11 protein-coding genes are annotated in these 12,004 nt (G+C 70.4%); all 11 read left to right on the forward strand.

The features are described from left to right. Positions 1 to 4 precede the first annotated feature (4 nt). The 11 genes from AC068B_RS30980 to AC068B_RS31030 all read left to right on the forward strand — a co-directional run bounded on the left by AC068B_RS30980 (position 5) and on the right by AC068B_RS31030 (position 11,986). The gene (locus AC068B_RS30980) at positions 5 to 337 is read left to right on the forward strand and encodes a DUF6167 family protein (RefSeq protein ID WP_356258689.1); all 333 of its coding nucleotides are present in this window, start codon (positions 5 to 7) and stop codon (positions 335 to 337) included. After that, positions 337 to 3,006 carry an alanine--tRNA ligase gene (alaS, locus tag AC068B_RS30985; protein ID WP_478674863.1) on the forward strand — a complete coding sequence of 890 codons (2,670 nt, stop codon included), beginning with the start codon at positions 337 to 339 and terminating at the stop codon, positions 3,004 to 3,006. The genes AC068B_RS30980 and alaS overlap by 1 nt, the downstream gene beginning before the upstream one ends. After that, positions 3,006 to 3,491 (forward strand): Holliday junction resolvase RuvX, encoded by a 486-nt coding sequence (gene ruvX, locus AC068B_RS30990; protein WP_478674864.1) that lies wholly within the window; start codon positions 3,006 to 3,008, stop codon positions 3,489 to 3,491. The genes alaS and ruvX overlap by 1 nt, the downstream gene beginning before the upstream one ends. 124 nt (positions 3,492 to 3,615) lie before the next feature. Then, positions 3,616 to 5,337: an endolytic transglycosylase MltG gene (mltG, locus tag AC068B_RS30995; protein ID WP_478674865.1), complete on the forward strand. Its 1,722-nt coding sequence runs from the start codon at positions 3,616 to 3,618 to the stop codon at positions 5,335 to 5,337. After that, positions 5,334 to 6,164, forward strand: a complete 831-nt coding sequence (locus AC068B_RS31000; RefSeq protein ID WP_478674866.1) for a shikimate dehydrogenase — start codon at positions 5,334 to 5,336, stop codon at positions 6,162 to 6,164. The genes mltG and AC068B_RS31000 overlap by 4 nt, the downstream gene beginning before the upstream one ends. A 168-nt stretch (positions 6,165 to 6,332) precedes the next feature. Continuing rightward, on the forward strand, positions 6,333 to 7,517 hold the full coding sequence (aroC, locus tag AC068B_RS31005; protein ID WP_478674867.1) for a chorismate synthase: 1,185 nt from the start codon (positions 6,333 to 6,335) through the stop codon (positions 7,515 to 7,517). Positions 7,518 to 7,561: 44 nt separating this feature from the next. Next, positions 7,562 to 8,044: a shikimate kinase gene (locus AC068B_RS31010; protein ID WP_478674957.1), complete on the forward strand. Its 483-nt coding sequence runs from the start codon at positions 7,562 to 7,564 to the stop codon at positions 8,042 to 8,044. Then, the gene (gene aroB, locus AC068B_RS31015) at positions 8,041 to 9,138 is read left to right on the forward strand and encodes a 3-dehydroquinate synthase (RefSeq protein WP_356258707.1); all 1,098 of its coding nucleotides are present in this window, start codon (positions 8,041 to 8,043) and stop codon (positions 9,136 to 9,138) included. The genes AC068B_RS31010 and aroB overlap by 4 nt, the downstream gene beginning before the upstream one ends. Before the next feature lie 161 nt (positions 9,139 to 9,299). Next, positions 9,300 to 10,208, forward strand: coding sequence for a Pro-rich N-terminal domain-containing protein (locus AC068B_RS31020; protein ID WP_478674868.1), 909 nt, complete (start codon positions 9,300 to 9,302; stop codon positions 10,206 to 10,208). A gap of 112 nt (positions 10,209 to 10,320) precedes the next feature. Next, positions 10,321 to 10,791 carry an excalibur calcium-binding domain-containing protein gene (locus AC068B_RS31025; protein ID WP_478674869.1) on the forward strand — a complete coding sequence of 157 codons (471 nt, stop codon included), beginning with the start codon at positions 10,321 to 10,323 and terminating at the stop codon, positions 10,789 to 10,791. An 88-nt stretch (positions 10,792 to 10,879) separates the two neighbouring features. Then, entirely contained in the window at positions 10,880 to 11,986 is a 1,107-nt protein-coding gene (locus AC068B_RS31030; protein WP_356258713.1) for an aminopeptidase P family protein, read from the forward strand. The last annotated feature ends 18 nt before the right edge of the window (positions 11,987 to 12,004 follow it).

Raw genomic sequence — 12,004 nt, forward strand, 5'->3', positions numbered from 1 at the left:
AGCGATGTTCCGCCGTACGTTCTGGTTCACCGCGGGCGCAGCCGCCGGCGTATGGGCCACCACCAAGGTCAACCGCAAGCTCAAGCAGCTGACCCCCGAGAGCCTCGCCGCGCAGGCCGCGAACAAGGCGATCGAGACGGGTCACCGCCTGAAGGACTTCGCACTCGACATCCGCGACGGCATGGCCGAGCGGGAGGTCGAGCTGGGCGAGGCGCTGGGTCTGCAGCACAACCCCGACGCCGAACTGCCCGCGCCCCGCCGCTTCGCGGTCATCGAGAGCCACAGCAGCTACAAGAACGACATCAAGACGCAGTACAACGGGAATGAGGACCACTGATGGAGTCGGCTGAAATCCGCCGCCGCTGGCTGAGCTTCTTCGAGGAGCGCGGGCACGCCGTCGTCCCTTCGGCGTCGCTCATCGCGGACGACCCGACTCTGCTGCTCGTCCCCGCGGGCATGGTGCCGTTCAAGCCCTACTTCCTGGGTGAGGTCAAGCCGCCCGCCCCGCGCGTCACCAGCGTGCAGAAGTGCGTGCGCACGCCCGACATCGAAGAGGTCGGCAAGACCACGCGCCACGGCACGTTCTTCCAGATGTGCGGCAACTTCTCCTTCGGTGACTACTTCAAGGAAGGCGCCATCACGCTCTCCTGGGAGCTGCTGACCAACTCGGTCGCCGACGGCGGCTTCGGCCTCGACCCCGAGCGCCTGTGGATCACGGTCTACCTCGACGACGACGAGGCCGAGCAGATCTGGCGCGAGAAGGTCGGCGTCCCCGCCGAGCGCATCCAGCGCCTGGGCAAGAAGGACAACTTCTGGTCCATGGGCGTGCCCGGACCCTGCGGCCCGTGCTCCGAGATCAACTACGACCGCGGTCCCGAGTTCGGCGAAGAGGGCGGCCCCGCCGTCAACGACGAGCGCTACGTGGAGATCTGGAACCTGGTCTTCATGCAGTTCGAGCGGGGCGCGGGCGACGGCAAGGAGGACTTCCCGATCCTCGGCGAGCTGCCGTCGAAGAACATCGACACGGGCCTCGGCCTCGAGCGTCTCGCGATGATCCTGCAGGGCGTACAGAACATGTACGAGACGGACACCCTGCGCGTCGTCATGGACAAGGCCACCGAGCTGACCGGCGTGCGCTACGGCGCCGAGCACGGCTCGGACGTCTCCCTGCGCGTGGTCGCCGACCACATCCGTACGTCGACGATGCTCATCGGCGACGGCGTCACGCCCGGCAACGAGGGCCGTGGGTACGTGCTGCGCCGCATCATGCGCCGCGCCATCCGCAACATGCGTCTGATGGGCGCCACAGGACCGGTCGTCAAGGACCTCGTCGACGTCGTGATCGACACGATGGGGCAGCAGTACCCCGAGCTGATCACCGACCGCAAGCGCATCGAGACGGTCGCCCTCGCCGAAGAGGCCGCCTTCCTCAAGGCCCTCAAGGGCGGCACGAACATCCTCGACACCGCAGTCACCGAGACCAAGGCCGCCGGCGGCCAGGTCCTCTCCGGCGACAAGGCGTTCCTGCTGCACGACACCTGGGGCTTCCCCATCGACCTCACCCTGGAGATGGCGGCCGAGCAGGGCCTCTCCGTGGACGAGGACGGCTTCCGCCGTCTGATGAAGGAGCAGCGGGACCGCGCCAAGGCCGACGCCCGCGCCAAGAAGACTGGCCACGCCGATCTGCACGCCTACCGCGAGATCGCCGACGCCTCCGGCGCCACCGACTTCACGGGCTACTCGCTCACGGAGAACGAGGCCCAGATCGTCGGCCTGCTGGTCAACGGCGTCTCCTCGCCCGCCGCCACCGAGGGCGACGAGGTCGAGATCGTTCTCGACCGCACCCCGTTCTACGCCGAGGGCGGCGGCCAGATCGGCGACACCGGCCGCATCCGCCTGGACAGCGGCGCCGTCGTCGAGATCCGTGACGTGCAGAAGCCGGTGCCCGGCGTGCACGTCCACAAGGGTGTCGTCCAGGTCGGCGAGATCACCGTCGGCGCCCCCGTCTGGGCCTCGATCGACTCGCACCGCCGCCGCGCCATCGCCCGCGCCCACTCCGCCACGCACCTCACGCACCAGGCGCTGCGCGACGCGCTCGGCCCGACGGCCGCCCAGGCCGGTTCCGAGAACCAGCCCGGCCGCTTCCGCTTCGACTTCGGCTCGCCGTCCGCCGTGCCCACGGCCGTGATGACGGACGTCGAGCAGCGGATCAACTCGGTGCTCTCCCAGGAGCTGGACGTCCAGGCCGAGGTCATGTCGATCGACGACGCCAAGAAGTCCGGCGCCATCGCCGAGTTCGGCGAGAAGTACGGCGAGCGCGTGCGCGTCGTCACGATCGGCGACTTCTCCAAGGAGCTGTGCGGCGGTACGCACGTGCACAACACCGCCCAGCTGGGTCTGGTGAAGCTGCTCGGCGAGTCCTCCATCGGCTCGGGCGTGCGGCGCATCGAGGCGCTGGTCGGTGTCGACGCGTACAACTTCCTCGCCAAGGAGCACACGGTCGTCGCCCAGCTCCAGGAGCTGGTGAAGGGACGTTCCGAGGAGCTCCCCGAGAAGATCTCCGGCATGCTCGCCAAGCTGAAGGACGCCGAGAAGGAGATCGAGAAGTTCCGCGCGGAGAAGGTCCTCCAGGCCGCCGCCGGTCTCGTCGAGTCCGCCAAGGACGTACGGGGCGTCGCCCTCGTCACCGGCCAGGTGCCGGACGGCACGGGCGCCGACGACCTGCGCAAGCTGGTCCTCGACGTGCGTGGCCGCATCCAGGGCGACCGCCCGGCCGTCGTGGCCCTCTTCGCCACGGCCAACGGCCGCCCGCTGACGGTCATCGCCACCAACGAGTCCGCCCGTGAGCGCGGCCTCAAGGCGGGCGACCTGGTCCGCACCGCCGCCAAGACCCTCGGCGGCGGTGGCGGCGGCAAGCCGGACGTCGCCCAGGGCGGCGGCCAGAACGCGGCCGCGGTGCCCGAGGCCATCGCCGCCGTCGAGCGCCTCGTCACCGAGACGGCCTGATGACCGAGCCTGCACAGGGCATGCGCCGGGGCCGACGCCTCGCCATCGACGTCGGTGACGCCCGGATCGGGGTCGCTTCGTGCGACCCCGACGGGATCCTTGCCACGCCGGTGGAGACGGTGCCGGGGCGTGACGTCTCGGCCGCCCGGCGCCGGTTGAAGCAGCTCGCCGACGAGTACGAGCCGATCGAGATCGTCGTCGGCCTCCCTCGCTCCCTCAACGGGGGCGAGGGCCCGGCGGCCGCCAAGATCCGCGTCTTCACCCAGGAGCTCGCCCGCATGGTCGCCCCCATTTCGGTGAGGCTCGTGGACGAGAGGATGACCACAGTGACGGCCAGTCAGGGCCTGCGCGCCTCCGGCGTGAAGTCCAAAAAGGGCAGGTCTGTCATCGATCAGGCGGCCGCGGTGATCATCCTTCAGCAGGCCCTGGAGTCCGAACGGGCGTCAGGTAAAGCTCCCGGCGAGGGCGTCGAAGTGGTCATCTGATCGCGATACGGTAACGTTCCGCGCGATGCGGCGGTGTTCGAACAGCTGCCGCACAGCATCAAGAGGCGGAACGGTTGCCCGGTCATCCCGACGGCGGCCCCGCCTCGCGGCATGTAGGGGATCGATGACTGAGTATGGCCGGGGCCCAGGCTCCGAACCGTGGCATCCGGAGGACCCGTTGTACGGGGACAGCGGATGGGGAGGACAGCAGCCCGCGGGCGGCACGTCCACCTACGGCGGCCAGGGGCAGTACCACCCGGAGCAGCCGCATCAGCATCAGCAGTCTCACCAGGGCCAGTACGGCGGGGAGTGGAACACCGGCCAGCAGCAGGGTTACGGCCAGCAGCAGCCCTACGGCCAACAGCAGTACGACGGCGGCGCCGCCTACGACTACAACTCGCACCCCGGCCAGGGTTACAACGGCGGCCCCGACCAGGGTCACAACAACGGCGGCTGGGACACCGGTGGGCAGGGGCAGGTCCCGTACGGCGGCGACCCGATGGACCCCTACCAAAGCCAGCAGGCCGGGTACGGCCCGGAGGGCCACGACTACTACTCCACGCCCGATGCCTACGCGCCGCCGGAGCCGCCCGGCCGCCGCAGGGAGACGCCCGCCGAGCCCGAGGTCGACTGGGACCCGGGGCCCGACCAGGGAGAGCACGCGTTCTTCGCGGGTGACGGGGACGACGACTCCGACGATGACGACGAGCCGGGCCGCCGGGGTGGCCGGGGCGAGCGGCGCGGTGGGCGTGGCGGAAAGAAGCCCAAGAAGCGCCGCAGCGGCTGCGCCTGCCTGGTCGTGACGCTGGTCTTCGCGGGTGGCCTCGGCGGCGTCGGCTATTTCGGCTACCAGTTCTACCAGGATCGTTTCGGCACGGCCCCCGACTTCGCGGGCGCGGGTTCGGGCACGGCCGTCGTCGACATTCCCAAGGACTCCGGCGGCTATGCGATCGGGCAGAAGCTCAAGGACGCGGGCGTCGTCAAAAGCGTCGACGCTTTTGTCTCCGCCCAGGGAAAGCATCCGGACGGGCAGTCCATTCAGGCAGGCGTCTATACGCTGAAGAAGCAGATGTCCGCCAAGAGTGCCGTCGAATTGATGCTCAACCCGAAGAGCCGCAGCAATCTCGTGGTTCCCCCCGGCACGCGGAACGTGACGGTCTACAAACAGATCGACCAGCGTCTCGAACTGAAAAAGGGCACCACGAAGAACATCGCCCGGAAGGAATGGAAGAGCCTCGGGCTCCCCGACTGGGCGACATCGAACATGAACGACGACGTCAAGGACCCGCTGGAAGGGTTCCTGCATCCCTCCAGCTACCCGGTCGCCAAGGGCAAGAAGCCCGAGGACGTCCTGAAGGACATGGTCGCCCAAGCGACCGCCAAGTACGACGAGTTGGACGTCAAGTCGCAGGCCAAGCGGTTGAACCTGGACAACCCGCTCCAGGTGGTCACGGTCGCCAGCCTCGTGCAGGCCGAAGGCAAGTTCAAGCACGACTTCGACAAGGTGGCCACGGTCGTCTACAACCGTCTGAAGCCCGGCAACACCGAGACGTACGGTCTGCTCGACTTCGACTCGACGGTCAATTACCTGCGGGGCGAGTCCAAACTCGCCACGGGTACGGTCGATGAACTCCGCAAGATCAGCGACCCGTACAACACATACAAGATCAAGGGTCTTCCCCCCGGGCCCATCGGGAACCCGGGAGACGCGGCGATTGATTCCGCGCTCCATCCCGCGAAGGGGAATTGGTACTACTTCGTCTCCGTCAGTGAGGACAAGACGCTCTTCGCCGAGACGAACGAAGAACAGAACCGGAACCGCGAGAAATACCTGAAGGGGCAATGAGCGCGCAGAAGCGACGAGCCGCAGTCCTCGGCTCCCCGATCGCCCATTCCCTCTCCCCGGTGCTGCACCGCGCCGCGTACGAGGAACTGGGCCTGAGTGACTGGACGTACGACCGCTTCGAGATCGACGAGGCGGCGCTGCCCGAATTCATCGAGAAGGCCGGGCCCGAGTGGGCCGGGCTCTCGCTGACCATGCCGCTGAAGCGGGCGATCATTCCGCTGCTCGACGAAGTCAGCGAGACCGCGGCGTCCGTCGAGGCGGTGAACACGGTGGTGTTCGGCGACGACGGGCGGCGCGTCGGTGACAACACCGACATCCCGGGGATGGTCGCCGCGCTCCGCGAGCGGGGCATCGAGCAGGTCGAGTCGGCCGCGATCCTCGGCGCGGGCGCCACCGCGTCGTCCGCGCTGGCCGCGCTCGCCCGGATCTGCACGGGCGAGGTCGTCGCGTACGTGCGCAGCGACGCCCGTGCCGCCGAGATGCGCGAGTGGGGCCAGCGCCTCGACGTCCAGGTCAGGACCGAGTCCTGGGAGGACGCTTCGGAGGCGCTGCACGCGCCCCTGGTGATCGCCACCACGCCCGCGGGCACCACGGACGCCCTGTCGGCCACCGTGCCCGAGCGGCCCGCCACCCTCTTCGACGTGTTGTACAACCCCTGGCCCACCGCTCTCGCGGCGCGCTGGTCGGCGTACGGAGGGGCCGTCGTCAGCGGTCTCGACCTGCTCGTGCACCAGGCGGTGCTGCAGGTCGAGCAGATGACGGGGCACGCTTCCGCGCCGCTCGCGGCCATGCGCAAGGCGGGCGAGCACGCGCTGGCCGAACGGTAAATCCCTGGTCGCGCCCCGGTCGAGGCGCGGCCGAGGGACGTCCGTCAGATGGACCGGACGCCGGGTTCCCCCTCAGGTCGTGGGAGGATCGGGGGTGGCGGGCCAGGGCCGCGCACCCGGCCGCGCCGTCGAAGACAGCAGTTCGAGGCGCGAGCATGAGGAGCACCGTTGAGCAGGTTGCGTTGGCTGACCGCGGGGGAGTCGCACGGACCCGCGCTTGTCGCGACGTTGGAGGGTCTTCCCGCCGGCGTGCCGATCACGACGGAGATGGTGGCGGATCATCTGGCGCGGCGGCGGTTGGGGTATGGCCGTGGGGCGCGGATGAAGTTCGAGCGTGATGAGGTCACGTTTTTGGGCGGGGTCCGGCACGGTCTGAGCATGGGTTCGCCGATTGCGGTGATGGTGGGCAATACGGAGTGGCCCAAGTGGGAGCAGGTGATGGCGGCGGATCCGGTGGATCCGGAGATCCTCGCCGATCTGGCCCGCAATGCTCCGCTGACGCGGCCGCGGCCCGGACACGCCGACCTGGCGGGGATGCAGAAGTACGGGTTCGACGAGGCGCGGCCGGTGCTGGAGCGGGCCTCTGCGCGGGAGACCGCGGCGCGGGTGGCGCTGGGTGCGGTGGCCCGGTCGTTCTTGAAGGAGACGGCCGGGATCGAGATCGTCTCCCACGTGACTGAGCTGGCGGCGGCCAAGGCTCCGTATGGGGTGTACCCGACGCCCGCGGATGTCGAGAGGCTGGATGCGGATCCGGTGCGGTGCCTGGATGCGGATGCCTCGAAGGCGATGGTCGCGGAGATCGATCAGGCGCACAAGGACGGCGACACGCTGGGTGGTGTGGTCGAGGTGTTGGCGTATGGGGTGCCGGTGGGGTTGGGCTCGCATGTGCATTGGGACCGGCGGTTGGATGCGCGGCTGGCGGCGGCGTTGATGGGTATTCAGGCGATCAAGGGGGTCGAGGTCGGGGACGGCTTCGATCTGGCGCGGGTGCCGGGGTCGCAGGCGCACGATGAGATCGTGACCACCGAGGAGGGTATCCGGCGCACTTCTGGCCGTTCGGGTGGTACGGAGGGTGGGCTGAGTACGGGTGAGCTGTTGCGGGTGCGGGCGGCGATGAAGCCGATCGCGACGGTGCCGCGGGCGTTGGCGACGGTTGATGTGGTCACGGGTGAGGCGACCAAGGCGCATCACCAGCGCTCGGATGTGTGTGCGGTTCCGGCGGCGGGGATCGTCGCGGAGGCGATGGTGGCGTTGGTGCTGGCGGATGCGGTGGCGGAGAAGTTCGGTGGGGACAGTGTTCCCGAGACGCGCCGCAATGTGCAGTCCTACCTCGACAACCTGCAGATCCGGTGACCGGGCGGGAATCAGGCGGCCCGCGGGTCGTCCTGGTCGGCCCGATGGGAGTGGGCAAGACGACGGTCGGCGAGCTGCTGGCGGGTCGTCTGGGCGTCTCGTTCCGGGACACCGACGCCGACATCGTGGCCGCGCAGGGCCGGGAGATCTCCGACATCTTCGTCGACGAGGGTGAGGAGTACTTCCGTGCCCTGGAGAAGAACGCCGTCGCCACGGCCCTCGGCGAGCACGACGGCATCCTCGCCCTCGGCGGCGGCGCCATCCTCGACGAGTCGACCCGCAAGCTCCTCGCCGAGCACCCCGTGGTCTGCCTTTCGATGGACGTGGAGGAAGCGGTCCAGCGCACCGGGCTCAACCAGGCGCGCCCCCTGCTCGCGGTCAACCCCCGCAAGCAGTGGCGCGAGCTGATGGAGTCCCGCCGCCCCCTGTACGCCGAAGTCGCCCGCGCGGTCGTCGCCACCGACGGCCGCACCCCCGATGAGGTCGCCCAGGCGGTCCTCGACGCACTGGAGTTGAAGGAAGCATGACGACGGAGCAGACCCCCACCCGTATCCACGTCGGCGGCGCCGCCGGCACGGATCCGTACGAGGTCCTGGTGGGTCGACAGCTCCTCGGCGAGCTGCCCGGCCTCATCGGCGACCAGGCCAAGCGGGTCGCCGTGATCCACCCCGAGGCGCTCGCCGACACCGGCGACGCGCTCCGCCAGGACCTCGCCGACCAGGGGTACGAGGCCGTCGCCATCCAGGTGCCGAACGCCGAGGAGGCCAAGACGGCGGAGGTCGCCGCGTACTGCTGGAAGGCCCTCGGCCAGTCCGGCTTCACGCGCAGTGACGTCATCGTCGGCGTCGGCGGCGGCTCCACCACCGACCTCGCCGGGTTCGTGGCCGCGACCTGGCTGCGCGGGGTGCGGTGGATCGCCGTGCCGACCACGGTGCTCGGCATGGTGGACGCGGCGGTCGGCGGCAAGACCGGCATCAACACCGCCGAGGGCAAGAACCTCGTCGGCTCGTTCCACCCGCCGGCCGGTGTGCTCTGCGACCTCGCGGCGCTCGACTCGCTCCCGGTGAACGACTACGTCTCCGGGCTCGCGGAGATCATCAAGGCCGGTTTCATCGCCGACCCTGCGATCCTGGAGCTCATCGAGGCGGACCCGGAAGCGGCGCGCACGCCCACGGGGCCGCACACCGCCGAGCTCATCGAGCGCTCCATCAGGGTCAAGGCCGAGGTCGTCTCGGGCGACCTCAAGGAGGCGGGCCTGCGCGAGATCCTCAACTACGGGCACACCCTCGCGCACGCCATCGAGAAGAACGAGCGCTACAAGTGGCGGCACGGCGCCGCGGTCTCCGTTGGCATGCACTTCGCGGCCGAACTAGGCCGTCTGGCGGGCCGGTTGGACGACGCCACGGCCGATCGGCACCGTACGGTCCTCGAATCGGTCGGTCTGCCGCTGACCTACCGCTACGACCAGTGGCCCAAGCTCCTGGAGACCATGAAGGTCGACAAGAAGTCCCGCGGTGACCTGCTGCGCTTCATCGTCCTGGACGGCCTCGGCAAGCCGACCGTCCTGGAGGGACCCGACCCGGCCGTGCTGCTGGCCGCGTTCGGAGAAGTGGGCCAGTAACGGCCCCGGCACCTTTCACCGTGGCCTCCTGATTCGGCCACGGGCACGTCACGGCCTCCCCGGCCGTTCACACAACAGCGGCCGGGGACGGTACCGTTCGGTAACGGGCGGCCCGGTCGCTGCCCGACCAGCGACAGTCGTACGAGACGGAGTGGCACCGGATGCAGCACGCAGTGGGGTCTCCGCTGCCGCCGCCCCACCAGCCGGGGCACGGACCTGCCACCGGCTGGTCGCCGGCCGCACACCACCCGACCGCCCCGCCTCCGGGCGCGGCGCCACAACAAGGGGTGCCCCCCGTCCCGGGATTCACGGGCGGCCCCACTCCGCACGCCGCGCAGGGACAGCCCCCGATGCCGCCTGCCCCGGCGGCCCCGCAGCCTCCCCAGCACGGGCCGGGACCGGTGCCCCCGGCGTCGGACGCCCCGGCCTCCACGGGACACATCCAGCTGCCGCCCGGCGCGCCCGTGGCCATGCCGAGCCCTCCGCAGGGCGCGGCGCCCACGGACACCGGCGCCACGACGCTCGCCGTGCTCCTCATCGGCCCCGCGGGTGCGGGCAAGACCAGCGTCGCCAAGTTCTGGGCCGAGCACCGTCGTGTGCCCACGGCCCACATCAGCCTCGACGACGTACGGGAATGGGTGCGCTCCGGGTTCGCCGACCCCCAGTCGGGCTGGAACGACCACTCCGAGGCGCAGTACCGCCTGGCCCGCCGCACCTGCGGCTTCGCCGCACGGAACTTCCTGGCCAACGGCATCTCGTGCATCCTCGACGACGCGGTCTTCCCGGACCGCCCCGTCGTCGGCCTCGGCGGCTGGAAGCGTCACGTGGGCCCCGGCCTGCTGCCCGTGGTCCTCCTCCCGGGGCTGGAGATCGTCCTGGAGCGCAACGCGAAGCGCAGCGGCAACCGCCGCCTCACGGACGAGGAAGTCGCCCGCATCCACGGCCGCATGGCCGGTTGGTACGGCTCGGGCCTCCCCATCATCGACAACTCCCAACTGGACGTCCCCGCCACGGCCCGAGTCCTGGACGACGTCCTGGCCAGAGCCATCGCGAGCCCGCCGCAGTGGTAGCGAGGGCGATGCCGACCGGTCACGGTGGGGAGACCGTGCCTCCCCATCCCCTTCACGCCGCCTGAGCGCGGTACTACGGTCAGCTCCCTGGAACACGCTCAAGGGGCATGACATGAGCAATCCGCACAACACCTCACCAGGCGTCCGCGGCCCCGCTCCGAAGTGGGCCCGGAAGCGGTACGTGATCCCTGCGCTCCTCCTGGCCCTCGGAGTGGGGATCGGCATGGGCGCAGGCATGGGCGGCACCGCGGCGGACGAGGCCGAGGCGAAGGTCACCGCGACGACGACCGCCACCGCCACCCGGTCCGCGGAGCCCGGCCCCCGCCCGACGGTCACTGTGCGGGCCACGGAGACGGTCGAGGCGACCAAGACCGTCAAGGCCACCAAGACCGTCAAGGCCACCAAGACGGTCAGGTCGACCGTCACGGCCACCCGCGGTGGCGGTGGTTCCGGCGGCGGCTCCGTCTACTACGAGAAATGCGACGCGGCCCGCGCGGCCGGTGCCGCCCCCGTACACCGTGGGGAACCCGGCTACGGCAGGCATCTCGACCGTGACGGCGACGGGACCGGCTGCGACAGCTGAGGGCGCCCGCGTAGGAACAGACGTGCGGCGACGCCCGGTCGGACGCGCCCGCCGGGCCGGAACGGGGCCGCGCTCATAGGCTCGCCCCATGTCAGAGGTGTACGCGGTCCGCAGGGAGCGGGTTCGGGAACGGTGTGCTGCCGGTGGTGGTGCGGCGGCGCTGGTCTCCCGGCCCGCCAATGTCCGCTATCTTGCCGGCGCGGCGCCCGACGGCGCCGTGCTCCTCGTCGGTGCGGACGAGGACGTACTGCTGTGCGGGCGTCCGCCCGGTGGGCAGCAGGGCGAGGGGCGGCCCGACGAGGCGCTGAAGGTGCAGCTGCTGCCCGAGCCGAGCGCCGATCCGGCCGTCGCCGGTGTCGGCCTGGCGGCCGCGCAGGGGGCCGAGGCGGTGGCCGTCGAGGAGCACCATCTGACCGTCGCCCGGCACCGGGCGCTCGGGTCGGTCGCGCCGCGGCTGCGCCTGCTGGACCTCGGGACGGCCGTCGAGCAGCTGCGTCTGGTGAAGGACGAGGAGGAGCTCTCGTATCTGCGGATCGCCGCGGAGGTCGCCGACCAGGCGCTGGGAGAGCTGCTCGAATCCATCCTCGTGGGACGCACGGAGCGGCATCTGGCGCTGGAGCTGGAGCGGCGGCTCGTCGACCACGGAGCGGACGGACCCGCGTTCCCGACCTCGGTCGGCACCGGCCCGAATTCCGGCAAGGGCGGCCACCGCCCGTCGGACCGGCGGGTGGAGGAGGGAGACTTCCTCTCGGTGTGCCTGGGGGCGAGCTACCGCGGATACCGCTGTGAGATCGGGCGTACGTTCGTCATCGGCACGTCACCCGCCGACTGGCAGATCGAGTTGTACGACCTCGTCTTCGCCGCGCAGCGGGCCGGTCGGGAGGCCCTCGCACCCGGCGCGGCCTGCCGCGACGTGGACCACGCGGCACGCCATGTACTGGACTCGGCGGGCTATTCGGAAGGCCTCGCTCCGCTCACCGGACACGGTGTAGGGCTCGAAATCGACGAGGACCCTCAATTGGCGCCCGCGGCCATGGGTAAACTGGACGCCTGCGTGCCGGTCACCGTCGAACCGGGGGTTCACCTCCCTGGCCGGGGCGGTGTCCGGATCGATGACACGCTCGTCGTGCGCCCCGAGGCGGACGGCGGACCCGAGCTACTCACCATCACGACCAAGGAACTGCTCGCGCTCTGAAGGCGCGGGCGTGCCGGG

The organism is Streptomyces sp. NPDC042371, from assembly GCF_056437465.1.